This window comes from Streptomyces sp. NPDC026500 (genome assembly GCF_055567635.1).
The window spans coordinates 1-23395 of the sequence record NZ_JBVHQB010000037.1; the positions used below are offsets into that span (position 1 = coordinate 1).

The 23395-nt window shown below is 68.1% G+C and carries 25 protein-coding genes and 2 pseudogenes; 13 read left to right on the plus strand and 14 right to left on the minus strand.

The window, feature by feature from the left end:
- The first annotated feature begins 91 nt into the window (after positions 1-91).
- The 3 genes and pseudogenes from ACZ4N5_RS39650 (at position 92) to ACZ4N5_RS39660 (ending at position 2220) form a co-directional block, all read left to right on the plus strand.
- The gene (locus ACZ4N5_RS39650; RefSeq protein WP_467761831.1) at positions 92-436 is read left to right on the plus strand and encodes a hypothetical protein; all 345 of its coding nucleotides are present in this window, start codon (positions 92-94) and stop codon (positions 434-436) included.
- Between the two features lie 128 nt (positions 437-564).
- The gene (locus ACZ4N5_RS39655; protein ID WP_467761832.1) at positions 565-1530 is read left to right on the plus strand and encodes an LLM class F420-dependent oxidoreductase; all 966 of its coding nucleotides are present in this window, start codon (positions 565-567) and stop codon (positions 1528-1530) included.
- A 19-nt stretch (positions 1531-1549) separates the two neighbouring features.
- A pseudogene (locus ACZ4N5_RS39660) lies at positions 1550-2220 on the plus strand (HAD family hydrolase).
- A 125-nt stretch (positions 2221-2345) separates the two neighbouring features.
- Here the strand turns inward: ACZ4N5_RS39660 and ACZ4N5_RS39665 are convergent.
- From ACZ4N5_RS39665 to ACZ4N5_RS39675, 3 genes are all read right to left on the minus strand, one after another.
- Complete coding sequence (locus tag ACZ4N5_RS39665; protein WP_467761833.1) at positions 2346-2888, minus strand: type 1 glutamine amidotransferase domain-containing protein; 543 nt, start codon at positions 2886-2888, stop codon at positions 2346-2348.
- Positions 2889-3066: 178 nt separating this feature from the next.
- The gene (locus ACZ4N5_RS39670) at positions 3067-3540 is read right to left on the minus strand and encodes a hemerythrin domain-containing protein (RefSeq protein WP_467761834.1); all 474 of its coding nucleotides are present in this window, start codon (positions 3538-3540) and stop codon (positions 3067-3069) included.
- 299 nt (positions 3541-3839) lie between these two features.
- Positions 3840-4235, minus strand: coding sequence for a helix-turn-helix transcriptional regulator (locus tag ACZ4N5_RS39675; protein ID WP_467761835.1), 396 nt, complete (start codon positions 4233-4235; stop codon positions 3840-3842).
- A gap of 99 nt (positions 4236-4334) precedes the next feature.
- On the opposite strand from ACZ4N5_RS39675, the gene ACZ4N5_RS39680 reads away from it, so the two are divergent.
- Positions 4335-5120 carry an ANTAR domain-containing protein gene (locus tag ACZ4N5_RS39680; RefSeq protein WP_467761836.1) on the plus strand — a complete coding sequence of 262 codons (786 nt, stop codon included), beginning with the start codon at positions 4335-4337 and terminating at the stop codon, positions 5118-5120.
- A gap of 287 nt (positions 5121-5407) precedes the next feature.
- Here the strand turns inward: ACZ4N5_RS39680 and ACZ4N5_RS39685 are convergent, their stop codons facing one another.
- From ACZ4N5_RS39685 to ACZ4N5_RS39710, 6 genes are all read right to left on the minus strand, one after another.
- Positions 5408-6460, minus strand: coding sequence for a YihY/virulence factor BrkB family protein (locus tag ACZ4N5_RS39685; RefSeq protein ID WP_467761837.1), 1053 nt, complete (start codon positions 6458-6460; stop codon positions 5408-5410).
- A 144-nt stretch (positions 6461-6604) separates the two neighbouring features.
- Positions 6605-8221, minus strand: coding sequence for a phytoene desaturase family protein (locus tag ACZ4N5_RS39690; RefSeq protein WP_467761838.1), 1617 nt, complete (start codon positions 8219-8221; stop codon positions 6605-6607).
- 67 nt (positions 8222-8288) lie between these two features.
- Complete coding sequence (locus tag ACZ4N5_RS39695) at positions 8289-8768, minus strand: SRPBCC family protein (RefSeq protein WP_467761839.1); 480 nt, start codon at positions 8766-8768, stop codon at positions 8289-8291.
- A gap of 678 nt (positions 8769-9446) precedes the next feature.
- Complete coding sequence (locus ACZ4N5_RS39700) at positions 9447-9953, minus strand: hypothetical protein (protein WP_467761840.1); 507 nt, start codon at positions 9951-9953, stop codon at positions 9447-9449.
- Between the two features lie 49 nt (positions 9954-10002).
- The gene (locus ACZ4N5_RS39705; protein WP_467761841.1) at positions 10003-10560 is read right to left on the minus strand and encodes a hypothetical protein; all 558 of its coding nucleotides are present in this window, start codon (positions 10558-10560) and stop codon (positions 10003-10005) included.
- A gap of 308 nt (positions 10561-10868) precedes the next feature.
- Positions 10869-11507, minus strand: a complete 639-nt coding sequence (locus tag ACZ4N5_RS39710; protein ID WP_355858450.1) for a hypothetical protein — start codon at positions 11505-11507, stop codon at positions 10869-10871.
- Positions 11508-12720: 1213 nt separating this feature from the next.
- Here ACZ4N5_RS39710 and ACZ4N5_RS39715 point away from each other — a divergent pair.
- From ACZ4N5_RS39715 to ACZ4N5_RS39730, 4 genes and pseudogenes are all read left to right on the plus strand, one after another.
- Positions 12721-13047 carry a hypothetical protein gene (locus ACZ4N5_RS39715; protein ID WP_467761842.1) on the plus strand — a complete coding sequence of 109 codons (327 nt, stop codon included), beginning with the start codon at positions 12721-12723 and terminating at the stop codon, positions 13045-13047.
- A gap of 245 nt (positions 13048-13292) precedes the next feature.
- Positions 13293-14157 (plus strand): annotated as a pseudogene (locus ACZ4N5_RS39720) (SigB/SigF/SigG family RNA polymerase sigma factor).
- A 107-nt stretch (positions 14158-14264) separates the two neighbouring features.
- Entirely contained in the window at positions 14265-14690 is a 426-nt protein-coding gene (locus ACZ4N5_RS39725) for a DUF5133 domain-containing protein (RefSeq protein WP_467761843.1), read from the plus strand.
- A gap of 56 nt (positions 14691-14746) precedes the next feature.
- Positions 14747-15388: a diguanylate cyclase gene (locus ACZ4N5_RS39730; RefSeq protein ID WP_467761844.1), complete on the plus strand. Its 642-nt coding sequence runs from the start codon at positions 14747-14749 to the stop codon at positions 15386-15388.
- Positions 15389-16316: 928 nt separating this feature from the next.
- Here the strand turns inward: ACZ4N5_RS39730 and ACZ4N5_RS39735 are convergent.
- A complete protein-coding gene (locus ACZ4N5_RS39735; RefSeq protein WP_467761845.1) occupies positions 16317-17156 on the minus strand; it encodes an RNA polymerase sigma factor SigF in 840 nt (279 codons plus the stop codon).
- Positions 17157-18521: 1365 nt separating this feature from the next.
- Here ACZ4N5_RS39735 and ACZ4N5_RS39740 point away from each other — a divergent pair.
- A complete protein-coding gene (locus ACZ4N5_RS39740) occupies positions 18522-18860 on the plus strand; it encodes a helix-turn-helix domain-containing protein (RefSeq protein WP_467761846.1) in 339 nt (112 codons plus the stop codon).
- A gap of 99 nt (positions 18861-18959) precedes the next feature.
- Here the strand turns inward: ACZ4N5_RS39740 and ACZ4N5_RS39745 are convergent, their stop codons facing one another.
- Positions 18960-19313, minus strand: a complete 354-nt coding sequence (locus ACZ4N5_RS39745) for a PRC-barrel domain-containing protein (protein ID WP_467761847.1) — start codon at positions 19311-19313, stop codon at positions 18960-18962.
- 334 nt (positions 19314-19647) lie between these two features.
- A complete protein-coding gene (locus tag ACZ4N5_RS39750) occupies positions 19648-19818 on the minus strand; it encodes a hydrophobic protein (protein ID WP_261710066.1) in 171 nt (56 codons plus the stop codon).
- 182 nt (positions 19819-20000) lie between these two features.
- Here ACZ4N5_RS39750 and ACZ4N5_RS39755 point away from each other — a divergent pair, with 182 nt between their 5' ends.
- Entirely contained in the window at positions 20001-20177 is a 177-nt protein-coding gene (locus ACZ4N5_RS39755; protein WP_467761848.1) for a CsbD family protein, read from the plus strand.
- A 247-nt stretch (positions 20178-20424) separates the two neighbouring features.
- Here ACZ4N5_RS39755 and ACZ4N5_RS39760 read toward each other — a convergent pair whose 3' ends face one another.
- Entirely contained in the window at positions 20425-20865 is a 441-nt protein-coding gene (locus tag ACZ4N5_RS39760) for a DUF2267 domain-containing protein (protein WP_467761849.1), read from the minus strand.
- 181 nt (positions 20866-21046) lie between these two features.
- Positions 21047-21478 (minus strand): Hsp20/alpha crystallin family protein, encoded by a 432-nt coding sequence (locus ACZ4N5_RS39765; RefSeq protein WP_467761850.1) that lies wholly within the window; start codon positions 21476-21478, stop codon positions 21047-21049.
- 131 nt (positions 21479-21609) lie between these two features.
- Here ACZ4N5_RS39765 and ACZ4N5_RS39770 point away from each other — a divergent pair, with 131 nt between their 5' ends.
- The 3 genes from ACZ4N5_RS39770 to ACZ4N5_RS39780 all read left to right on the plus strand — a co-directional run bounded on the left by ACZ4N5_RS39770 (position 21610) and on the right by ACZ4N5_RS39780 (position 23385).
- On the plus strand, positions 21610-22254 hold the full coding sequence (locus ACZ4N5_RS39770) for a type III effector protein (RefSeq protein WP_467761851.1): 645 nt from the start codon (positions 21610-21612) through the stop codon (positions 22252-22254).
- Positions 22255-22458: 204 nt separating this feature from the next.
- Positions 22459-22635 carry a CsbD family protein gene (locus tag ACZ4N5_RS39775; RefSeq protein ID WP_425874020.1) on the plus strand — a complete coding sequence of 59 codons (177 nt, stop codon included), beginning with the start codon at positions 22459-22461 and terminating at the stop codon, positions 22633-22635.
- A gap of 483 nt (positions 22636-23118) precedes the next feature.
- Positions 23119-23385 carry a hypothetical protein gene (locus ACZ4N5_RS39780; RefSeq protein WP_467761852.1) on the plus strand — a complete coding sequence of 89 codons (267 nt, stop codon included), beginning with the start codon at positions 23119-23121 and terminating at the stop codon, positions 23383-23385.
- Positions 23386-23395: the final 10 nt, after the last annotated feature.

Consider the following 23395-nt stretch of genomic DNA (forward strand, 5'->3'; position numbering starts at 1 on the left):
TGCACCCGCTTCGGGGTCTTCGAGGCGGGCATCGCCTCCGCGGCGGACCCGAAGTACATCGTCGTACCCCAGCGGAAAGGAGAGTGACCCGATGGGCACCGTGTCCCTCGCCGGAGGGTCGAAGGAGGACGTCGCGACCGTGTTCGGTGTCCTGCGGACGGCGTTCCCGACCGACCGGCCCGCGGACGGCGTTCCTCACGAGCAGCCGGGCGACCGTCCTCCCGTGTGGACCGCGGACTTCGATCCCACCGAGGAACGCATCCCGACCGGGCCCACCCCTCTGGACGGATCGATCAGCGCCACGCTGCAGGGTGGCTATCTCGCCGTGGACCGGCTCCGTGAAGCTCTGAGCGGCTCGTTCGCCGTCCAGGAACAGGGCACGGCGTCGGGAGACCAGGAGAAGGAGGTCGACCTGCGACTCCGCACGAAGCAATAGAGCGACAGAGCGGCAGCATCGGCGAGGAAGAAGGCCGCAACCCACGCCCACTTGGGTTCCGGCCGCTGACCGGACAGGGGATCCCCTGGCCCACCCCAGCGGCGCCCGGCCACGAGGAGGAGAGCGACATGGTGCAGATCGGGTACACGATGATGACGGAACAGGCCGGCCCGCGTGAGCTCGTCGGCCATGTGGCCGGAGCCGAGCGCGCCGGCTTCGACTTCTCCGTCACGTCCGACCACTACTTCCCATGGCTGGACTCCCAGGGACACGCCCCGTACGCGTGGAGTGTCCTCGGTGCCGCCGCGCAGGCCACCGAACGCATCCCCCTGATGACGTACGTGACGTGCCCGACGACCCGCTACCACCCCGCGGTCGTCGCCCAGAAGGCCGCCACCGTGCAACTCCTGTCCCAGGGACGCTTCCGCCTGGGTCTCGGCTCGGGGGAGAACCTCAACGAGCATGTGGTGGGCGGCGGATGGCCGGGCGCACACGTCCGGCTGAAGATGCTCGAAGAGGCCGTGGAGATCATCCGCTCGCTCTTCGCGGGCGGAAGCGTCAACCACCACGGTGCCCACTTCGACGTGGAGAACGCCAGACTGTGGGATCTGCCCGACACGCCCCCGCCGATCGGAGTCGCCGTCTCCGGTGAGCGCTCGTGCGAACTCGCCGGACACCTCGCCGACTTGCTGATCGCCACCGAACCGAAGGCCGACCTGATCTCCGAGTTCGACCGTCACGGCGGCGCCGGCAAACCCAAGGTGGGCCAGCTGCCCCTCTGTTACGACACGGACCGGGACGCGGCCGTCGCCCGCGCCCACGACCAGTTCCGCTGGTTCGGCGGCGGCTGGCCTGTCAACTCCGAACTGCCCGGGCCCGAAGGATTCGCCGGCGCGACCCAGTTCGTACGGCCCGAGGACGTGGCCGAGTCCATTCCCTGCGGAGACGACGTGGACTCCGTCGTCGACGCCGTACGGCCCTTCGTCGAAGCGGGTTTCACCGAGGTCGCGCTCATCCAGATCGGCGGCGACCACCAGCAACCGTACCTGGAATGGGCCGAGCGGAAACTGCTTCCCGCCCTGCGCGAACTGTGAGAGGGCGAGGACATCAACGATGAGCACGAAGCGCGCCGCCATCTTCGATGTCGACGGAACGCTCGTCGACACCAACCACCTGCACGTCGTCACCTGGTGGGAGGCCTTCCGGCAGGCCGGCCACCGCGTCCCCATGCGGGACATCCACCGGGCCGTGGGCCTGAGCAGCGGTGACCTGATCGAGCACCTGCTCGGCAAGGACCGCGACCCCGAGGACGACGAACAATTCGTCGCAGCCCACCACGCGCTCTACGCAACGTACTTCGACCGGTTGCCGGCACTGGACGCGGCCGGTGAACTGCTGCGCGCCCTCGCCGGCCGAGGCTGGGAGATCGTCCTGGCGAGCTCGGCGGGCGGCGCGGAACTCTCCGCGCTCCGCCGTGCCATCGACGCGGACGACGTCATCCTCGGGGCGGCGAGCGCGACGACGTCGCCGAAGGCAAACCCGCCCCCGACCCTGTCGAGCAGGCCAGAGAGCTCGCCGGAGTACCGAGCGAACGAGCGGTGTTCGTCGGCGACACGGTCTGGGACATGAAGGCCGCAGTGCGGGACGGGGTGACACCCCTGGCGGTCCTGTCCGGCGACATCCCGCGGACGGACCTGGAGTCGGCGGGCGCCCACGCGGTGTACCGAGACCCCGCCGACCTCCTCGACCGCCTGGACACCAGCGTCTTCGCGGACCGGGAATGACGGAAGCCGCCTTGGACGTTGCCGTTCGGGCACTCGCTCTCTCAGCAGATGGCACGACAGCCCCTGTCCCGAGCGGCCGGATTGCCCGGGACAGGGGCGAGCACACGCCCGATCCGGTTCAGCGTTCAGGCGGTCGCGCGGCCGAACTCGTGCACCAGGGCTTCGCAGAACGCCTTCAGGTCGTCCGGCTTACGGCTGGTGACAAGGGTGTTGGGGCCGCCGTCGCAGACCTTGACCTGTTCGTCCACCCAATTCCCGGCAGCGTTGCGGATGTCGGTGCGCAGGCTCGGCCATGAAGTGAGGTTGCGCCCGTGCAGCACATCGGCCTCGACGAGAATCCACGGGGCGTGACAAATAGCCGCCACCGGCTTGCCCGCGTCGAAGAATGCCTTCACGAAGGCTACAGCCCGCTCGTCCAGGCGCAGTTGGTCGGGGTTGGCGACTCCGCCAGGCAGCACCAGACCGTCGAACTCGTCCACGGACGCGTCCCGCACCACCTGGTCAACAGGGAAGGTGTCTCCCTTGTCGAGATGCCGGAAGGCCTGCACCTCTCCCGCCTTTGTGGACACGAGTACGGGGGTACCCCCGCTGCTCGCCACGGCGGCCCACGGCTCGGTGAGTTCGATCTGCTCGACGCCTTCCGGCGCCACGAGGAATGCGATGCGCATGTGCGTGGATCCTCTCCGTGCTGGATGCCCTGAGGAATAGTCGCGTCTGTGTGGATGCCCTGGGGGATGGTCGCGGTTGATGAGCCGCCGGCTCGGCGGCATTCGATCGACGAGGTGGCTGCGGCCCCGTCGCCGACGCCCGTGTCGATCCACAGGCTCCGTGGGATGCCGGTACGATCTACCGTTCGGCGCTGGGAACGGCGAGGGGCTCGCTCGGAGCCTCCTTCTTGGCCGATTCCATCTGTTCGCCCAGTTCGGTGAGCCGGTTGCGGCCCATGGTCTTGCGTACGTCGGGGAACCATTCCTGCTCCTCTTCCTCGACGTGGTGGCGGACGTTCTCTATGAGGACGGTCATCTTGGCGTCGAACCGCTCGTCCGCCGCATCGAGACCCTTCAGCTCGGAGAGCATCCACAGCACGACGTGATGTTCCTCGACGCTCTCCAGGACGTGGTCCTTGGTGTCGGGGGCGGCCTCCCGGGCGGCAGGGTAGAAGATCTCCTCTTCGATCCAGGTGTGGGTGGTGAGCTCCTCGATCACCTGATCGGCGATCTTCCGCTTCTCCGCGTGGGCGTTGGCCCCCGCCTTCTCGAACCGCTTGAAGAGCTTTTCCACCCTCTTGTGGTCTTCCTTGAGCAGCACGATCCCGTCCACGGCTTCTCCTCCGATCGCATTCGGACGGCTCGCTGCCGCCCGGGACCGAGTACCCCAGCGGCCGCGGATCGTCACAGGAGGCATGAGGTTGCCCGGAAAGTCGGCCCGGGCCGCGGTGTACGCCTGTGGGAGGGCTGCTGGTTCGCGCCTGGTTGCTGAAGGGCACGGCTACGCGGCGGCCCACGGCATCTTCGACGACCTCGCCGGGCGGCACTCGGTCCAAGCGGCGATGGCGCGCTGCTCCGGCCCGCTCGCCCCGGCGTTGGCGCGGGAAGTACCGATCAGGGCGGCAAGGAACCCTACGACGCCGCTGTGCTGTCGTCGCGAGCGAACGCGTCGGAGCGATCGGACGCGGATTGCGCGGTCCGCTGCCTGGGCGGGGCTTCGGCGGAGCTCTCGTGCTGGTCGAGAGCCGTCAGGAGGCCGGCCACCGTCAGGCCCGAGTCGGCCGGGTGTCGAAGGATGGTCCCGGGCTGGATGTGGTAGTGGTTCGTGCGCCCTTGCCGGGTGTGGTCCAGATAGCCGTCCTGCTCCAGATCGGAAATGATCTTCTGGACTGCCCGCTCGGTGAGCCGGCACCGTGCGGCGATGTCGCGGATCCGCGTGCCTTGCGCACCGGAGGCGATCGTGGCGAGGACTCGCGCGTGGTTGGTCAGAAAGGTCCAGCCGCTGTGTCCCTCGCGTACCTCAGTCATCCCCCCAGACTAGGCCTCTTCATTCACGCATTCAAAAGGGTGAAAGAAAGTTCCTGTATCTCTTGACGTGTAACCGGATGGAGAGTGAACCTGTATGCCATGCGAGAACATCCGCTTTCTCCCCCTGCGGGAAGCGGGGACGAAGCCGCCCGCGGTGCACTGGCCTGCGGCGCCAGGGTGGGAGGCGCGTCACCCTTCCTCGAGACCGCCGCGTATCCCGCCGGCTCACGGACACTGGTCGTCGTCGCCGGTGAGATCGACATCGATACCGCGCAGCCACTCCGACACAACCTGTGTGCCGCCCTGGCCCAGGCGTGCCAGGGACTGGACCTGGACCTCGCGCGGGTCGACTTCTGTGACTGTTCCGGCCTCCGGGTCCTGTTGCGCCTCCGGAGCCTTGCTCTCGCCCAGGGCAAGACGGTCCACATCCGCGCTGCTGGACGCGCTGTCGAGCGGCTGCTCATGCTCACGGGCACGGCATCTCTGTTCGCGCCCTCGAACGGTGCCGGTCCTCACCCGGACGGGAAGTACGAGAAGGACCTGCTCGCCGAGGTCATCGACCTGAAACGGGCGATGCGAAGCCGGCCGGTCATCGACCTCGCCCGCGGAGTCCTGATGGCCACGTTCAGGTTGAACGAGGAAGACGCCTGGGGCGTTCTCGTCGAGGTGTCCCAGCGCAGCAACACCAAACTTCGCCTCATCGCCGAGGAGTTGGTCGCGGCAATCACCGGCGATCCGCTGCCCGACCATCTGAAGCAGCAGATTTCCGCGGCGGTCGCCAAGGTCTCTGACCAAGCGCAGTCACGTTGTCGCCACCGGCGCCGCGGCTGGGTTCCGCCCGCCGCCAGAGCCGCGTCCCTGGAAAGCCACAGGCCATCGGCATGACCGCTTCCCGGCCACCGTGTCCTGGCGGCGACCGCGTCACCGATGCGGGTTCCGTGCGCGCCGGCCCCGCGCCCACGCGGAGACCCATATGGGAGACCCATATGACGGCCACGGCGACGGTGACGGCCCATAGGGCGGAGAAGGCCACGAGATCCACCCCTTGCGGACGCCGGCGCCTGGTTTGTCATCTGCCCCAGGGCCTGAACGTGCATCCGGCCCGCCGTGCAAGCGGTGTGGGCTGCCGCCTGTCCGGACGATCCGGTACATACCAACCCAGTAGCCAACGGTCATTCTTTGCCTTCGTCGAGGCGGCGCAGGTCTTCCTCGTCCCATGTGCGGGTGTCGCGCGGCTGGGTGTAGGGCTCGGCATCGGGCGGGAGCCCGCCGGCGATAGCCCGCTGGCGTACCGCCTCCGCGTCGAATTCCAGACCGAGGAGGATGGCCAGGTTGCTGATCCACAGCCACATCAGGAAGACGACGACACCGGCCATCGTGCCGTAGGTCTTGTTGTACGAGGCGAAGTTGGCCACGTAGAACGCGAATCCGGCGGAGGCGATCATCCAGAGCACCAGGGGCAGGAAACTGCCCGGAGTGATCCACTTGAATCCCTTCACCTTCGCGTTCGGGCTCGCCCAGTACAGGATCGCGATCATCACCGTGACCAGAACGACCAGGACGGGCCACTTGGCGATCGACCACACGGTCAGCGCGGTGTCCCCGATCCCCAGCGCCGTGCCGACCTGGCGGGCCACGCCACCGGTGAACACCACGATCAGCGCACTGACCACCGCCAGCACCATCAGTACGACCGTCACACCGACGCGCACCGGCAGGATCTTCCACACCGGGCGGCCCTCGGGCATGTCATAGACGACGTTCGCGGCGCGGATGAACGCCGCGACATAGCCCGAGGCCGACCGCACCGCCACCACCAGACCGACGATCGCCACGATGGAGCCGAGGCCGGCGTTGCCCTGCAGCTGTTCCACCGCGCCGGTGAGGATGTCGCGGGCCGAGCCGGGGGTGAGCTGTTTGAGATTGTCGAGCACCCGGTCCGCGGTCGACTTGCCGGTGATGCCCAGCAGGGAGACCAGGACCAGCAGGGCCGGGAACAAGGCGAGCACCCCGTAGTCCGTGAGCGCGGCCGCCCGGTCGGTCAGCTCGTCCTTCTTGAACTCCCGCAGGCTCCCGCTGAACACCTTGCCCCAGGCTCTGCGGGGCAGCTCTGTCAGCGTATCCGGGGCCTGCCGCTCTACTTCAGGGGCGGGTCCGGCCTCGTCCGGCGGCGGCTTGTCGTCACTGTCGTGACTGCTTTGTCCGCGAAGATGTATTTTCGCCATGCCCGCCGAGTACCCCGGCCGACGCACCTGAAGTGCTCAGCCGACCCGGGCTGCAACAGGCAAAGCGCCCGGAGAACGCGTGGCCAGCGATGCTGCACCGGCTCTGCCGATGCCGGGCCTGCCGTCGACGCCGCGGGCGGGTTGTCAGCGCTGCCCCTTGCGGTCGCGCTGGTGCAGTCGGTTCTGCAGGTGGGACAGGGCGCCCGTGCGCTGTCGGCGCAGGGCGGCCCGGGCGGCGTTGGCTCCGGGGGCGCCATGGACTCCTCCGCCCGGGTGCGCGGAGGCGGAGGCGAGGTAGAGGCCGGCGACGGGTGTCTCCGGGCGGCCGGTGCCGGGTGTGGGGCGGAAGACGAACTGCTGGTGCAGGGCCGTGGTGCCGCCGTTGATGGCGCCGCCGTGGAGGTTGGCGTCCATGCTCTGCAGTGTGGGCGGGGCGAGGACGCGCCGGGCCCTGATGAGGCCGCGGAAACCGGGGGCATAGCGCTCGACCTGCGCCTCGACACGATCTGCCATCGCTTCCTGCTCCCGGGCATCCCACGAGCCGGTCAGCCCGTCGTTTCCCGCGTCGCCCCGAACTCGGTGGGGTACGTGCGTGTAGGCCCAGGCGGACTCGGTGCCCTGTGGCGAACGGCTGGGGTCGGTGGTGGTCATCTGGCCGAAGAGGGCGAAGGGTTCGTCGGGGACGCGGCCCATGGCGATCTGCGCGGCGAAGCGGGTGAGGCCGTCCACGCCGTCTGCGAGGTGCACGGTTCCCGCCTGCGCGGCCTCCGGGCAGGACCAGGGCACCGGGCTGTTCAGTGCCCAGTCGACCTTGAACGTGGCGAAGTCCCACTGGAAGCGTTTCAGGTCGGTGAGCAGCTGCCCGGGCAGATGCCGTTCGGCGACCAGAGAGCCGTAGAGCGCGGGAGCGGACACATCGGCCAGGATCGCCTTGCGGGCCGGAACCCCCTCGCCGCCCGCAGTACGGACGCCGACGGCGCGGCCGCCGCGAACGACGACCTCGGTGACCTGTTCCCCGCAGCGGACGGTCCCGCCGCGCCGCGTCAGCCGACGGACGAGAGCAGCCGTGAGCGCCCCGGAGCCGCCGGTGGGAACAGGGAAGCCGTAGGTCTGGCCGAGCATGGACATGAGCCAGCCGAAGCCGCCGCTGCCTGCCGCCTCCGGTGCGAGGTCGGCGTGCAGGGCATTGCCCGCGAGGAGAAGCCTGCCGCCCTCGCCGCGGAACTCCTCCTCTCCCAGACGCCGCACCGGCATCAGCATCGTCCTGGCCATTCGCAGCCCGCCCGCCGCGCGCAGCCGCAGGGCCAGCCGGGCTCCCGCGCGGACTGGCGGGAACGGCGTGAAGAGGGCGTCGAGGAGGTCGGCCCGCAACGTCTCCCAGACCTCCCGCAGCTCCTTCCACGCGGCCCCGTCGCCGGGGGCGAACGCCTCCAGGCTCGCGGCCGTCTCCTCCAGGTCACGGCTGAGAACGGCACAGCGCCCGTCCCGCAAAGGATGGGCGAGCACCTTCGGGGCGTGGCTCCAGGTCAGCCCTTCCCGCTCCAGATGCAGGCCGGCCAGGACCGGGGAGGCGGCGGCGAGGGGGTAGAAGGCGCTGAAGAGGTCGCTGGCGAAGTCGGGGTCGACCCCCCGGTCGTGCCGGACCGCTCCTCCGGGCTCGTCCTGGGCCTCCAGGATTTCCACGCTCCAGCCCGCGTCGGCCAGGAGGTTTGCCGCGACCAGCCCATTGGCGCCCGCCCCGATCACTACAGCGTCCGGCATGACACGCTCCCGGCTCGGTGGGTCGCCGCGCCCGGTGGAGCGGCTGTCCCCAGATCTCGGTGCCGTTTCAGGCCTTGATCGGTCGTCGCCGCACGGAAGTGGTGCGGGCCGGGTCCTCGTCCCCCTCGCACAGCCGGGCGAGGCGGCCCAACATGGCGCGGTTCCTTATTTGCTGCGCCACCTCCAGGAGGCCGTTGTGCAAGGCGCCTCCGGCGCCGCGCAGGGGGTGTTCATCGAGGATGATCAGTGTGTGCTCGCCCCAGGGCCGCAGTTCCATCGCGATCCTCGCGGTCCCCAGCGGTCCGCTGTCCGCTTCCAGCTCGAGGACGGAGGTCGGCTCACTGCGGCGTACGACGGTCCGGTTGTGCAGGGTGAGCGGCCCGATCTTGATCTCGTAGCGGAGGGCAGCCCCCAGTTCGGGCCACCGTCCCCCGTCCAGCTCGGCCCGTGAAGGGCCCACGACCCAGTCCCCGTACCGTTCGACGTCGGACAGGACCTCCCAGACGTCCTGAGGAGACTTTCTGATCAGCCGGTGCCGTACGGCCATGCGTTCCTCCGCCGTTGGAGTGTCAGGTCCCTTGCTGCGCGTTTCCACGCTAGGCCCGGGTAGACACTCCCGCTCGGGGACGCATTCCGGTGCCGTCGGTCAGCTACCGGAGTACAGCCCGCCGTGACAGGGGCATCCTGGCCAGGGCGCCAGGCTGTTCTATGCGGAGGAGCCATGTCCGTCGGGAGTCCCCTGGCCGGCCGTACGGCGGTCGTGCCCCGAGCCGGCTGGGTCTCGGGGCCGAGATGGCCCAGGCGCCGGTGCGGTGCCCGGTGGTGCTGCTGGGGCTGGAGTGGGCGGGCATGGCACCGCCGAGGGAACGGTTCCCCGGCGTATGGGGCGCTCGCCGCTGTGTTGGCGCGACGGGTGCGGACCGGGCCGCCCGGCAGGCGGCCGACGCCCGGATACGGGCCGGATGGAGTGAGTTCCCGTTCCGTGTTTTTCCGAGCCGGGCCGGGGGCTCGGCAGCGTCAGCGTGACTTGGCATTGTGCTGATCATGGACGGCTACGAGCATCTTGACCTCGATGAGATCGACTTCGCTTCCCTTTCCTGGTCTCGGATGGTGCTGCCGATGTCCGCAGCCGAGCCGACCCACGCCTGCCCGATCCCCCGAAGACAGGTGGGTCCCGCGATCAGAGGGGCGCAGCCCAGGTCAGCCGCTGCGGTGCGGCGTTGTGTCAGGTGACCAGCAGGCGGTTGAAGAACGAACGGTAGTGCTGCAGCGCCAGGCGCAGGTCTTCGGTATTCGCCTGTTCGCCTCGGTTCCACTGTCCTTCCAGTTCCTGTTTGTGGTCGGCGAATGTGGCGGCCAGCCTTTGCATCACGTCGGCGACGAGCGCGTCGGCGGTGTGCACGGCGTCGCGCGGGTCGTCGACGAATCTGTTCTGTACTTCCTGCCAGCGGGTGCGGAACCCTTCCTCGTCCTCTGCGCTGAGTAGCTGCGGGAGGTCCTCCTCGGCTTGGGCGCCCTGGCCCGAGCTCTGGGTGCTGACGTCGGCCTCCGCGGTCCTGTCTTCAACGGGTCTGCCGGGCGTGTCCGTGCTCTCGCCGGGGAAAGTGGGAACATCGGCCTGCTCCTGCGTGCCGGCTGTGCCCTTTTGTGTGGACCGGTCGCGGGGCTGGGCGAGGTCGTCGGTGGACAGGCCGCTCGCTGTTGCGGTAGCCGGTGTGTCTTTGCGTTGCATGTCTCCTCCGTTCCCGGACGCCGGGGTGGCGGCCCGTTCGCTGAGCCGTTCAGGCCGGAGCACGGCGGGATTGCCCGCCGTCGGCGAGCAGTTCGTCGAACAGGGAGCGGTAGTGCACCATCGCCCCCCGCAGCTGTTCTGTGGTCGCCTCGTGGCGGGTGCTGAGGACGTCGACGTCGTGGGCGGCCCGATAGTGCTCGAGCGTGCGGCCGTGCTCGACCGAGAGGTCCTTGAGCTGTTGCTCGAAGTCCTGGGTGGGGTAGCCGCGTTCGTGCATCAGGGAGGTCACCAGGTGGTCCGCGTCGTGCACGGCGGCCTCCGGTCGGTCCACGAACTCGTCCTGCACGCTGGTCCAGTCCCGCGTGTACCGCTCCCTGACACTGCTGTCCAGCGGCTTGATGTCCAGCGCGTCGTGCCGCTTCTCGCGGGCTCTGAGTTCGCGCTCTCCGGCCGTGCGGCTGTCGGCGTCCTCGATCGTGCGCGCGTACTCCGGGCCGAAGCGCTCGCGCAGTTTCCGGCGGCGCATGAGGAGCGAAACCGCGACGGCCGCCAAGGCGATCACCACCACGACGGGAATGACGATTGCCAGAAGTGTCCCTGTCGACATGGGGTCGAACCCCCTCACGGGTGCGCCATATGTTCTTATTTGGGCGGGTTCCCTCACTTTTATCACTGAAACGAGGCCGTGTGGTTGGCACGGACGGCAGCGGCGGGTGGCGGCCAACGCGAGCACGGCAGTGAATCGACGCAACGCTCAGCGCCTGCAGGCCGGGTCCGACCGTCAGACGCAGGCGGCGCGATGTCTTCCGGCGAAGTCGTGATCGCTCGTCCGGGCGGCAGCTCGTGATTCCTGTAGGCCTTCGGGCGCGCAGGACGAGGGGCGCGGGCACCGGCGAGTGAGGGGCTGTCCGGATGTCAGTGCAGGATGCTCACGGCGCGGGCGATGACGAGGAGTGATGTAAGGAGGGCGGAGATGCTTTCGATGCTCATCATGAGTTTGGCGCGGGTGGTGAGCGGCATGGTGTCCGTCGGGCTGAAGGCCGTTGAGTTCGTGACGGACACGTAGAGGTAGTCGACCAGGGTGGGGACCCAGTCGGAGGAGCCGCTGGCGCCGTCGGCGACTTCCTCGACAGCGTCGTCGTTCTCGTCTTGGGAGAAGCGGAAATCCGCCAGCGGGAGCTCGGCGCGCGGTGCCTGTGTGCGGCTGACGGGGCCGCCTCGGTCCAGTTCCCAGAACGCGAGACCGAAGACGATGATGTTGGTGAGCCAGACCTGCAGGGCGGCCACCAGGAGCTCGCGTCCGTCCTTCACTCCTGCGTGCACCAATTCGTCGATCAGGATGGCGAGCGCGACGAGGTTGCTCGCAGCGATGACGGCGACGAGGGCCAGCGACAGGATGCGGAACATTCTGGTCTGACGGGTCAGCCGCCTGGGGTTGATCGCGATGAGCGGAATGAGGAGCAGGACCTCAAGAGTGGGCAGCACGTATCGGGGTGCGATGAGCAGCTGCTGCGGCAATGCGAGGTAGAGGGCGATGGCGGCGAGGGTGGCCAATACTCCGGGAAGTCTCGCCTCACCTCGTCGTTCATGACGAGGGTGCCGTGTCCGGGCGTCAGCGCGGCTCTGCGCCATGATCCGCTCTCCCCGTCATCTCTTGACGATCTCGGAGGAGTCTAGCCGGAGGCTGGATGGTGGTGATTTTCCGCGGCTCTGGCCGGGGAATCTGCCTGCAGCTGTGCACCCCTGTGGCAGCAACTTCCCTCAATCGCCGACCGGTTGACTCCCGAAGGCCCGTGGTACTCGCCTTCCATGGTCCAGAGGGCGGAGGAGAGGGGAGAGCGCCACAGACCTAACGTGATGAGGTCTCCACGGTTCGAGGGGATTGACACCGGTGGCTGCTCGGCGGACCGCACCTCTAGTGCAATTCTGAGCCAGCCAGGCGAGGACGGTGCCCGGATCTTCTGCAACGCAACGAGACTCGACTGACCCGTCGTTCCTAACGGGACTGCTGTTAATGGGAGTGCAAGAGGGGTACTCAGGGGCCAGGTCGACCAGGTGGCCTTCCCTGTTGGGGACTGGCTCGGCTCAGGTTTCCCTGGTTCGGCCACTTGTGCCGGGGAAACCGTCCAACCGCTGCGCTCGGTGCCTGCCCTGCTGCAAGGAGGCGGTGGAAGCGGAAGGGTTGTCGACGTAGAACTTCGGCGGACTCTGCGCCGGAGCCCCTGTGAGTAGGGTGAGAGGCGGACCGAGCTGCGCAGGCGATGCGCGGGTGTTTGAGGCAGGCGTACTTGAGTGGCGCCTCAGCCGCTGGAACATCTCCTGCACCCTTGCCGATACGGCTCTGGACCCGACGCATGCCGGGGGCATCGGCGTGACGATCCGGCTTGATCACCGGCCTGTGACCGTGGGCGGCGCGGGACAAGCGGTTCCCCCGCTGGATGAGAGCCGTCACCGGCATGCTCGGTGAGATCCGCGGGGTGACCGTCCCGCTTGTGCGGCGGCCTGCGGGTCCGTTCCTTGGCCGGAGACCGCTCTGAGCGGCCGGGTGTCGGTGCGCACCAGCTGGACTGGCTGTCGGGGAGGGCTGGGCCAGGTGCCCGGTTTGTTGTGACCCGAGCGGGATATGTGTGGGGAGCATCGGAGGCCGAACCGGGGGAGGACAGGGCCGAGGAGGCCTATCTGTATCCGGCCGTGGGGGAGTTTTTGGCCGGACAGCGACAACGTCGCCGACAAGGAGCTCGAGGACCATGCCGAAGCCGAGCGGACGATGAAGGAGCTCGAGAGCCTCGACGCGGATGAACCGGGTTCTGACCTCCTGATCGGCGAGCTGGTGACCGGGATCCGCTCGCACATCCGCGACGAGGAGGACTACCTGTTCCCCCGGCTGCGGCAGACGGCATCTGAGGATGCGCGCATGAAAGTGGGCGACCAGGTCCGGCGGGGCAAGAAGACCGCCCCGACCCGGCCGCATCCGTCCGCTCCGGATAATCCCGCCCCGCCCGGCATTCCTCGGTGGTGGGCCGGCCTTTGGCCCGCTCTGGGGAGGCACGAGAACGGGCTTTCCGGGCCGGACGGGGTGGGGCGGAGGATGTAGCGCGCAGTCGGGAAGGCGGTGTTTACGGTCATGGCTGAGGGGCACACGAGAATTCGTGCTTCGGACCGAAGGCGCACGCCCCGCGGGGATTCCGTTCTCCCTGCCTGCTGCGGTTTCCTTCGGCGGGCAGGGCAGACCTCCCGCGCGGCGAACCTCTGACAGACACGGTTCAGGCCGCGCTCGGTATCTGGCTCCGGGCTCCGTCCTGAACCCCGCGTTCAGGAGCGATCTCCGTGCTCACTGATATGAACTCAGCAGACTGTTCGCAGGTCGACAGCACCTCTGTCTCCCTTCTCACTGGGAGCGCACGCCGAACCCACGACGACTCCCCCCAGACTGCCGCGCTCTTCGAGCGGCTGGCGGAACTGGGCGAGGGGCCGGAACGGGATGCCGTGCGCGATGAGGTCGTGAGGGCCTGGCTGCCCATGGCGCACCGTATCGCCGGCCGGTTCCGTGACCGCGGTGAAGCCATGGAAGACCTGCGCCAGGTGGCAGCACTCGGGCTGGTCAAGGCCGTCGACCGCTTCGAGCCCGGCCGGGGGGGCCTTCGAGAGTTACGCCGTGCCGACCATCACCGGCGAGGTGAAACGGCACTTCCGGGACCGCACGTGGGCCCTACGGGTGCCCCGCCGGGTGCAGGAGCTGCGCAACCAGGTCCGTCTGGCACGCCGCGAGCTCACCCAACGCCCCGGCAGCCCCCAGCCCACCCCCGCCGACATCGCCGCCCGCACCGGCCTCACGGAGGACGAGGTCGCCACGGGTCTGGAAGCGCTGGAGAGCTACAGCACCCTCTCACTGGACGCCGAACTGGCCACCGACGACGACGCGTACAGCCTCGCCGACATCCTGGGCGTCACCGACCCCTCCTACGACGTCATCGTCGACCGCGAGGCGGCCAGGAAGGCGTTGTGCAGGCTCCCCGAACGTGAGCGGACCGTCCTCTACATGCGCTTCTTCCAGGACATGACACAAAGCCGCATAGCCGATCAGCTGGGGTACTCCCAGATGCACATCTCGCGGCTCATCACCCGCAGCTGCGCCCATGTACGCAGTGAGGTGCTGGGAGAGTGCGAGTGCCGCAGCCGCTCCGGCAGCGCCTCCGCGGCGTGAGGACTGCTCCACTCCCAGGGCCGGGTGGCCGCTTCCTCAAGCCCCATGCACGCTGTCATGACAGTTCCCACAACACCAGAAGGCCTCAGCCCCAAGGAGTCGCACCGATGTTGATGCCCCTCCCCGTCACTCTGTACCAGCGGGTCGCGGAATACGAGTTGCTCCTCGCCGAGGAATCGCCCGACGGCGCGACGCCCCCCAGCCAGCGCCTGCGGGACCTCGCCTACACCCTGTGCGTGTCCACCGGAACCCGCGAAGTCACAGACGCCCTCGATACCGCCCGCTCCTACCTGGCCAAGGCGGCCGCCACACCCGTCACAAACTCCCCGGCCGCCACGAGACTCCGAGCCGAACGCCGACCGGCTTCTGCACTTCCCAAGCCCGCAGCCATCGGAACGACCAGTACGGCCAGTTTCCAGTGCGACGCCGGCGAAGCGTCTGCCGGTCGCCGCGATGACATCCTGCGCCCCAGGCACCGGCCCACGGCACCCCATGCCGCGGGCGCAGGAAAGGCAACGGAGGGTGAGGCCTGAGACTCGCCATCCGGGCCGAGAGGCCGCCCTGTCGTTGAGGAAAGGAAGTCATGCGTATGGGTCGCCGTTCGACGCTCACCCGCTGGCAGAGCTGGCGCTCCGGGCCCACGCTTCGCATTCCGCCCGGGGCGGACGACGTGGAGAACGCCAACCGCAGGTTCCTGCTCTACGGCGTCCTGCCGCTGTGGTTCGTCCCGGCCGTCGCCGACTGGGTGATGCACCGCCGCTCGGACATCGAGCACACCAGTGGCGTACGGGAATCAGCGGTGCACGCCCTCATGATGACCGAGGCCGGCATCCCGGTGGTCGCGGGCCTGACCGCCAGGGTCAACCCGCTGGTGCTCTCGCTCATGGGCGGCGCGGCCCTCGCACACGGGGCCACCGCACTGTGGGACGTGTCTCTGGCCACCGACAAGCGTGAGGTACGGCCTGTCGAACAGCACATCCACAGCTTTCTGGAAGTGCTGCCCTTGACCGCGGCCGCTTTCACCACGTGCCTGCACTGGGACCAGGTCCGTGAGGTGACGAAGGGCGCTGGCCACACCGACGACTGGAAGCTCCTTCCCAAGCAGCGCCCGCTGCCGGCCCGCTACCTCGCCGCGATCGCCGCCGGGGTCGGACTGTGTGTCGTCCTGCCGTACGCGGAAGAGATGATCCGCTGCGTACGGGCCCGCCGTGACCGTGACCACCTGCGGTAGTGGCGGGTTTGTTCCTCCCGGGCCGTTCTCCAGAGGTGTCGGCCGCGGTGTGACGCGCACTCTGAATCAATCGAGCGCGGTGGGGAGTTCCCGGTGGAAGGGGTGGCCTCCTGCAGTCGAGGTCACCGTGGCGGCGGTCAGGATGGTCGCCTCGCTCCTTCGCTGGCCGGCAGCCTGCCACCCGGCCCTCACCAACGCACCGCAGGTGGGTGAGCTGAAAGAGGGTTGACTCGACGAAGGCCGCCCCGGCTTTGGGTCGCGTGAGGGGGAGAGCCGTGTTGTACCAATCATTGCCGTGGGGCTCGCGGGAGGGCGAAGGCGGAGCAGACTGGGAGCGGCGGATACCTGGTCCCCTGTCATCCAAGGAGAGTGGAGAACAGGGGACCAGGGGGAACAGTTCGTCGGTGAGGCGGCCGCGTGAGAACGGCGTGGTGGCTGTCCCTCCACGCCGTCGTTCTCCCTCCGGTCGTCCTCACCGGCTTTCCCGGGGACGCGCGGGAGCGTCGTCCCGGGCTTCAACCGGCCGGTGAGGACGGCCGGAGGGCTGGAACCGGGCGGTCTGTGGTCCGGTTCCAGCCTGCCCTCGGTGGTGCCCGCCCGGTGCGGGCGAGGTACACCGAGCGCCGGCACGGACACAGAACTTGGTCCCAACTCCCCTTGTACAAGAAAAGGTTGGCATCCTCATGGACCTAGAGGCCCGGGATTCCCGCCTGCTCCCACACAAGCCGTGTGGGCTGCTTCGGGTGGGTTCCTGCTCCGCTGCGCGGTGCGGGCACGGGTGCCCGTCTTACCTACGTTCCACGGGCTGATAACGCCAGTCCGGCGGCCGGGCGACATCGACCGCCTAAACAGATCCAGCCGCTCACGGCAGCCGCCCGCCTGCACAGGGGTGTCGGCCGTCAGGAGTTCCGGGGTCGGGCGGGCGTATTCACTCGGTGGTGAGCATGCCGGTCCGGAGCTTGGTGAGGGTGCGGTTGAGGAGGCGCGAGACGTGCATCTGGGAGACGCCGAGGTGTTCGCCGATCTGGGCCTGGGTGAGTTCGTCGACGAAGCGCATGTGGATGATGCGCCGTTCCCGGCCGTCGAGTTCGGCGATCAGCGGGGCGAGGGCGTTGAAGTCCTCGACGAGTTCGAGGGCCTGATCGTCGGTGCCGATGAAATCGGCGAGCGCAGCCTCACCGTCTTCGCTGGAGTTGATGGCGGCGTCGAGGGAGGAGGAGGTGTAGCCGTTGGAGGCCTTGCGGGCCTCGATGACTTCTTCCTCGGACAGCGACATCAGTTCGGAAAGTTCCCGCGTGCTGGGGGTGCGGCCGAGCCGGCTGCGCAGCTCCTCGGTGGCCTTGGCGAGCGCCACGCGTGCTTCCTGCAGGCGGCGCGGGACATGGACGGCCCACGTGGTGTCGCGGAAGAAGCGCTTGATCTCGCCGACGATGTAGGGAACGGCGAAGGAGGTGAACTCGACCTCACGGGACAGCTCGAAACGGTCGATGGCCTTGATGAGGCCGATGGTGCCGACCTGGACGACGTCTTCCATCTCGTCCTGGCCGCGGCTGCGGAAACGCGAGGCCGCGAACTGGACGAGGGTGATGTTCATTTCGATGAGGGTGTTGCGCGCGTACTGGTACTCGGGCGTGCCCTCTTCCAGGACGGCGAGCTGGTCGAAGAACAGCTGCGACAGCTCACGGGCGTCCTTCGGAGCGATCTGCGACGGGTCACTGATCTCCGGCAGCACGACGGCCTGCGCCTCGATCGTCTCGGTCACCGTCATGCTCGTCCCCTCCTACGTGATCCAGCCTCAGATGCCGTACCGCCTGCTCCTGAGCGGCCAGAGACGGCGTACCCCCGCTTGAGGCATGCATGCCAGATGTTTCACGGTAGACCTGCCACCCCGTCTCAGGAGTGAAAGCGGAACGGAGGTTAACCCATTGCGCCTGCGAGGTCCGACGTGGGCCTTTCCGACCCCCGGGATACCGCGCGGGCGAAGCCTCTGGTGCACGATCTCTTCAGTCAGTCCGCCGAGCAGTGCACCACGCGACGTCAGGACTGTTCCTGTGCGGTCGTTTCCCTGGCAAGGAGTGCCACCCGACGCTGACGCCGTGAGGCGCGGGCGAGGTGGTTGGTCATGGGTCAGTCGAAGTCTCCGGTGCCGTTCAGGCCGAGCCCCTGACGAAGGCCCGGACGCTCTCGCGTGCGCCGGCGGTGGATGCCGCGGGCCGGTCCGGTGGGGCGTCGGCACTCATCGTGTCCATCAAGGTCCCTCAAGCCTGCGCGGTTCAATGCCCGGTGTGGGCGCCGTGCTTATGCCCTGGCCCGCAGGCCGGTAACCAGGCCGGCCCTTCCGTCGTCGCCGTTCGAGGTGGACTTGCTCTCTCTCGAACACGCGAAAATCTATGGTGGCTGGAGTAGACATTGGAAGATCGCGTCATTATGGTTTCTCTCGTAGTCGAAATCAGCAGGGCCCGGCAGACACGAACTGTCGGGCAGTGGTGCAGGTAGTGGCAGTGCAGGGCGGTGCGGTGGTGGAGTCGCGAAGCCAGGCTCGTGCAGGACGGCGACGAGGCTGACGACCGGACCGGGTGGCCCGCAGTGATCAGGGGCCGCCGCGAGCAGGACCGCAGTAGAGGCAAGTGCATTACCCGTTGGTGCAGTTCGCAGTACTCAGCAGTGAAGTCAGTGCGTGGTACCTCGGTGAAGGCGTCGGCTGCGGGCGCGCGCACCGGGACGTTCGGCAGTGGGGTTCTAAGCCTGAGCAGTTGTCGCAGGACGGGCGACGGGGCTGGCTGCCGAAGAGTGACGCTTCCTCGGGTCGCAACGAAAAACGCAGTAGAGCAGTGCCGGAAGTACGCAGTCCCCCCTTTGGTAAGTGTTGGTCACGAGGGAAAGAACGGAGGGGCCGAAGCGCCATCAGGATCGCCCGGGCGTATTGCTGAGCCCGGGTACCGCAGGACATCGATAGTGAGGTGGTCTCCGGTCAGGCAACCGCGATCCCCGCGCACCCGGCAGCAGTCCGGTCGGGCCCGCGGAAACAGAAGGCTGGCGCAGTATCCGCGCCGGTAGATGGTGTAGCAGTTCCTTCGGGGCCTTGGTGCCGTACGGCACCAAGGCCCCTCCACGCGTTCCGCAGAGAGGTGCAATGACAGCAGACGGCTCGTTCGGCCGGCTCGACGATGACGACTACCCCGCTTACACGATGGGCCGGGCCGCCGAACTCCTCGGCACCACCCAGGGCTTCCTCCGTGCGATCGGCGAAGCCCGCCTGATCACCCCGCTGCGCTCCGCGGGCGGCCACCGCCGCTACTCCCGCTACCAGCTGCGCATCGCCGCCCGCGCCCGGGAACTGGTCGACCAGGGCATGCCGATCGAGGCCGCCTGCCGCATCGTCATCCTCGAGGACCAGCTCGAAGAGGCCCAGCGCATCAACGACGAACACCGCCGTGCTTCCCAGTCGGCGGATCCAATGGCCCCTGCCTGAGGGGTCTGGCGCCTTGGGGCTTCCCCGCTCCCGCGCGGACGCGAAAGGGCCGGCCGGAGACACTCCGGCCGGCCCCTGGCTCGCGCCGGGGCGCTGATGTCAGATGCTGCGCCGGTTCTGGTAGTAGCTGCCGACCTGATCGTGATAGCCGGCGTCACCGGTGTGCTTGTCCTTGTCGAACTCAGGAGAGTCCTTGATCTGGTCCTTGGTGAGCGCGACGTAGATCTTCCGCTCGGCCTGGTCGACCGACTGCACGGTGCCGGCCGGGAGGAGAACGTGCTTGCCGAAGATCCACACGCCGGTGTCGACGACGAGGTAGGAGGAGTCGACGTCGTCCGAGTGCTTGTCGACCTTCCCGATACTGCCGTCGGTCGCCTCGACCTTGTATCCGGTCAGGTCGGTGCCCCCGGTGTAGCCGGTGGTCGGCTGGTAGCCCCAGATGTTGTCACTCATAAAGTCCCTCCTCAATGAATCAATCGAATGCCGCCCACAGTCGAGCTGCGGACTCGTTGAGATGGAGCGTCGTCACCATTGACGCTTCCGGGAGTTCGGGTTCCCAGGCTTCTTGCGCCTATACATGCGCGCTGCGGAAAGAGTGAAGGACCGGAGACGGCGTGCTGGAGGGTCCTGGTTCCTGGCGTCACAGCGGCCTCCGGCCATGGCTTCCAGCTACCCCGAACCGGAAGAATCACCACTTTCGTCCTGCAATCGCCGGGATGGGGGATGGGGTGGGGCCCGACGCCGTAGCGTCGGGCCCCACCCCATGACGATGTGCTGTTCAGGCCGTCTACCAGCGGTACCAGCGGCCACGCCGGCCACCGCTTGCTGTCGGACGGATCACGAAGCCGAGGACCCACACGATCAGCACGATCACGGCGATCCACCACAGCGCCTTCAGTGCGAAACCGGCACCGAAGAGGATCAGGGCGAGCAGAAGAACAAGAAGAACAGGAACCATGGTTATCAACCTCCAGACCGTCGTGTGCCCTGCGGATCGATCTCCATTCCTGCGGATCTTACGTATTCCTTATCCGTCCACGGCTGCGAATGCGCGGCAGTCTTCGGGTTGGTTTGAGGATGCGAACCCGGGGTGACACGGAGGGCGTACTTGAGTTCCGAATGAGGCAGGGGTGAGTGGTTGTGGCTGCGGAGAAGAAGGCTCAGGCCAAGGGCGGGCAGGCCGAAGGCAAGATCAAGAAGGTCGTCGGGGGTGCGGTGGGCAACGAGTCCCTGAAGGCCGAGGGGCGTGCCGAGGAGTCCAAGGGCGACCTGCGCGCGGCCAAGGAGAAGGCCAAGGACGCCGTCCGGCCCAAGTAGGCGTGGAGCACTTCTGATCCCGGCAGCCCGTCGGCTGCCGGGATTTGTGCTGCTGGTGCCGACTCCGCTTTCGCGACGGATGAACAGAGGGGCTACGTCATCAGCCCGCGACGGCACTGCGACCAAGAAAGGGCGCATGGCTGGGGTTCGATGTGCTCCCGCTGCGGCCGAACGGTGGCAAGGTCACGACGCAGCGCACCGCGGACATGTGCGCTGCGTTCTGGGTGCCGACACCGGCACCGGGCGGTCAGGCGGCCCGGATGAGCTGGGCCCGTCCGAACAGCAGGGCGTAGCCGTCGGGGAGCTGTCCGATGATCCGGGCGGTCAGGTCGTCACCGGCGATGCGACCCACGGCGCCGAGGACCGATCCGGTGTCCCAACGGGTCGTCGCCGGGGTGCCGCCGGTTCGCTCAGCGAGGTCCTTCACGAAGCCCCAGCCGGTCAGCGGGCTGCTCGTAGGGGGCTGCGAGGAGAAGTGGCAGGCTGCTTCCTGAGGGAGGCGAGCGGCGAGTTCCATCCGCTCGGTGCCTGTCAACTGGCGGCCGAGGGCTTCGAGCACTCGGCGTACGACGCGTTCTGCGTGGCGGCGGGTGGGGTAGGCGCCGTCGTGGCGCACCTTTTCCAGCAGCTGGTCAAAGGTGACGGTTGCCGTTGGGGGAGGGGGCGCGGGGGGAGAGAGAAGAGTCATGAGGGCTTCGGCTTTCCTTGCGTGACCGTCTTCCTGCGGGAGAGCGGCTGTTCCGTGTGAACCCTGTTCTTCGCGGAGGTCGGTTGTCCGGCGTGGAGTGAGGGGGCCGGTGCCGCCGGGGCCCAGGCGGGATTGCGGGCGAACCGTCCTGGGCCCGACCGGCGGACGTGTGACCGGCGGATCAGCTGTCGAGTACCTTGCGTTCGCCGGTGCCGCGCACGCTGATCTTGCGGGGCTTGGCCCGCTCCGCGATCGGGATGCGGAGGGTCAGGACGCCGGCCTCGTAGTCCGCGGAGATGTGCTCGGTGTCGAGGGCGTCGGCCAGGACGAGCTGGCGGGAGAAGACACCCAGAGGCCGCTCGGCCAGTTCCGTCTGGGCGCTCTCCGAACGCGGCAGCGGGCGTCGCTCCGCCTTCACGGTGAGCATGTTCCGCTCGACGTCGATGTCGAGGGCGTCGGGGTCGATGCCCGGCAGGTCGAAGGCGATGACGTACTGGTCGCCGTCTCGGTAGGCGTCCATCGGCATCGCGGACGGGCGGGACCACGTTCCTGGACCCATCAGATGCTGGGCCAGCCGGTCGAGTTCCCGGAACGGGTCAGTGCGCATCAACACGGGATACACCTCCAGATGAGTTCAGGCAGTTGCTGCCAATGCGCTTCACCTGACACCGTTGTAACATGTCATCCAAACGACGACAAGTAAAACGTCATCCAGAAGATGACGATGCTGAAGAGGAGGGGAGAGTGAGCGGCAAACTTCCGGCGCCGGAATCGTTCGCGGCGACGGTCACGGCCCTCGAGGCCCTCGCGCAGGCCCTGCAGACCGCACAGTCCGCAAGGACCGCCGCACCCGACGATCCCCAAGGTGCCCTCGCTGCACTGCTCCTCCTGCGGCAGGTTCGTGAACAGCTGGCCGGCTGGGAGCCGGGACTGATCGAAGCGGCGCGGCAGGCGGGCGCGAGCTGGGCCGATCTGGCCCACCCGCTCGGCGTCTCCAGCCGCCAGGCCGCCGAACGCCGCTACCTGCGCGTGCGTCCCGGTGAAGCGGGCGCCACCAAGGAACAGCGGGTGCAGGCCACCCGCGGCCGGCGCGCGGCAGACCGCTCCGTAGCTGCCTGGGCCCACGACCACGCCGCCGCACTCCGCCGGCTCGCCGGGACCATCACCGCCCTGACAGACCTCCCCGGCACCGCGACGAGCGCCATCACCGCTCTCCATGCCGCCCTCGGCGACAGCGACCCGGCCCAACTCCTTGGCCCCCTCTCCGATGCGGGCCCCCACCTGCGTGCCGATCACCCGGCCCTGGCCGACCGCGTCACCGACATCGGCCGCCGCACCCACGAAAGACGCGAGAACGAACAGCGGCAACGTTCGTCCCTCGAGTCGTGACCGCGTTGGGCGGCCCTCTGGGCGTCTCGCAGCGGCGGGTCCGACGCCGCGGCCGGCAGGCGCAAGCTGGTCCCGGACCCGCCGCCATAAGGTGGCGGGAGCGGATCCGCGCAGTCGGCCGTGAGCGCAACGTTTGCCGAGCGACATGCGTATTTCCGTTCTAGTTTGTCACTGTCACTGATTTTCCTATGCAAGGAGCAGGGCATGGCTGGCAAGGGCGGCATGGACAAGGCCAAGGGCAAGATGAAGGAAACGGTCGGTAAGGCCACCGGCAACGACCGGATGAAAGCCGAGGGGAAGATGGACCAGGCGGAGGGCGAGGCGAAGGAAGCCCTGGACGACGCCAAGGACTCCATGCGCGGCAAGCACGACAAGCGCTGAAGCACGGACCGGCTCCGGTGAAAGGGCCCGCCCTCTCGGCGGGCGGGCCCTTTCACCGGAGCCGGTCCGGCATCCGGGCGCTGCGTGCTGACACCGTCGACCTGCAGAGCCCCCACCCGGACTGAGAAGTCGGAGGCGTTGGCATGAAGACGTGCGCGTATGAGGCGGGCAGCCCTTCGGGGCCGGAGCTCGCCGAGCCGGGTGGACCGCCGACATCCGACCGGACGGAAGGCCCGATTGGTGCGCCTTCCGGCAGCCCGCTCCCAGCCTGGGGCGTTCGGACCGCTCGCTGATCATGGGTGCACCGGGTGGGCTTGTGCGAGGTGGGTCGAACTGCCGGTCATCGAGTTCTGAGAGCGTCGCGACGAACTCGCAGTGCGCCGGCCCATGAACTACGTGCAAGTGGACATTTTGTGGCTAATAGTGCGAATAGGTCTAGATGGTCCGGGTAGTCCGTCAAAGGACTAGCGAACGGAGCGCATCGTGATCATCAAGAAGATGCATGACATGGGTATCCGCAGCGAACATGCGTACCTGGCCGCCATGGCATCCATAGGCCTCACCGTCGTCGCCTGGGCAGGCTCCTTGAAGATAGAGCCCGGCATCGACATCGCCCGGGCCGACCGCTGGGGAATCTACATCGGCGAATGGGCCCCCACCTTCTTCGGTCTTGGCCTTGCACTCTCCCAGTACGAGCAGCAAGAGGACGCCATCGCCAGCGAGTTGTCGGCGCATCAGAGCGCCGGCTGACTGGCGGAGG

What these genes read in the sequence shown, in the direction of transcription:
- ACZ4N5_RS39650 (WP_467761831.1), top strand. Translation starts at nt 92, where the DNA reads ATGGGCACCGTGTCCCTCGCCGGAGGGTCGAAGGAGGACGTCGCGACC.
- ACZ4N5_RS39655 (WP_467761832.1), top strand. Translation starts at nt 565, where the DNA reads ATGGTGCAGATCGGGTACACGATGATGACGGAACAGGCCGGCCCGCGT.
- ACZ4N5_RS39665 (WP_467761833.1), bottom strand. Translation starts at nt 2,888, where the DNA reads ATGCGCATCGCATTCCTCGTGGCGCCGGAAGGCGTCGAGCAGATCGAA.
- ACZ4N5_RS39675 (WP_467761835.1), bottom strand. Translation starts at nt 4,235, where the DNA reads ATGACTGAGGTACGCGAGGGACACAGCGGCTGGACCTTTCTGACCAAC.
- ACZ4N5_RS39680 (WP_467761836.1), top strand. Translation starts at nt 4,335, where the DNA reads ATGCGAGAACATCCGCTTTCTCCCCCTGCGGGAAGCGGGGACGAAGCC.
- ACZ4N5_RS39685 (WP_467761837.1), bottom strand. Translation starts at nt 6,460, where the DNA reads ATGGCGAAAATACATCTTCGCGGACAAAGCAGTCACGACAGTGACGAC.
- ACZ4N5_RS39690 (WP_467761838.1), bottom strand. Translation starts at nt 8,221, where the DNA reads ATGCCGGACGCTGTAGTGATCGGGGCGGGCGCCAATGGGCTGGTCGCG.
- ACZ4N5_RS39695 (WP_467761839.1), bottom strand. Translation starts at nt 8,768, where the DNA reads ATGGCCGTACGGCACCGGCTGATCAGAAAGTCTCCTCAGGACGTCTGG.
- ACZ4N5_RS39700 (WP_467761840.1), bottom strand. Translation starts at nt 9,953, where the DNA reads ATGCAACGCAAAGACACACCGGCTACCGCAACAGCGAGCGGCCTGTCC.
- ACZ4N5_RS39705 (WP_467761841.1), bottom strand. Translation starts at nt 10,560, where the DNA reads ATGTCGACAGGGACACTTCTGGCAATCGTCATTCCCGTCGTGGTGGTG.
- ACZ4N5_RS39715 (WP_467761842.1), top strand. Translation starts at nt 12,721, where the DNA reads ATGAAGGAGCTCGAGAGCCTCGACGCGGATGAACCGGGTTCTGACCTC.
- ACZ4N5_RS39725 (WP_467761843.1), top strand. Translation starts at nt 14,265, where the DNA reads ATGTTGATGCCCCTCCCCGTCACTCTGTACCAGCGGGTCGCGGAATAC.
- ACZ4N5_RS39730 (WP_467761844.1), top strand. Translation starts at nt 14,747, where the DNA reads ATGGGTCGCCGTTCGACGCTCACCCGCTGGCAGAGCTGGCGCTCCGGG.
- ACZ4N5_RS39735 (WP_467761845.1), bottom strand. Translation starts at nt 17,156, where the DNA reads ATGACGGTGACCGAGACGATCGAGGCGCAGGCCGTCGTGCTGCCGGAG.
- ACZ4N5_RS39740 (WP_467761846.1), top strand. Translation starts at nt 18,522, where the DNA reads ATGACAGCAGACGGCTCGTTCGGCCGGCTCGACGATGACGACTACCCC.
- ACZ4N5_RS39745 (WP_467761847.1), bottom strand. Translation starts at nt 19,313, where the DNA reads ATGAGTGACAACATCTGGGGCTACCAGCCGACCACCGGCTACACCGGG.
- ACZ4N5_RS39750 (WP_261710066.1), bottom strand. Translation starts at nt 19,818, where the DNA reads ATGGTTCCTGTTCTTCTTGTTCTTCTGCTCGCCCTGATCCTCTTCGGT.
- ACZ4N5_RS39760 (WP_467761849.1), bottom strand. Translation starts at nt 20,865, where the DNA reads ATGACTCTTCTCTCTCCCCCCGCGCCCCCTCCCCCAACGGCAACCGTC.
- ACZ4N5_RS39775 (WP_425874020.1), top strand. Translation starts at nt 22,459, where the DNA reads ATGGCTGGCAAGGGCGGCATGGACAAGGCCAAGGGCAAGATGAAGGAA.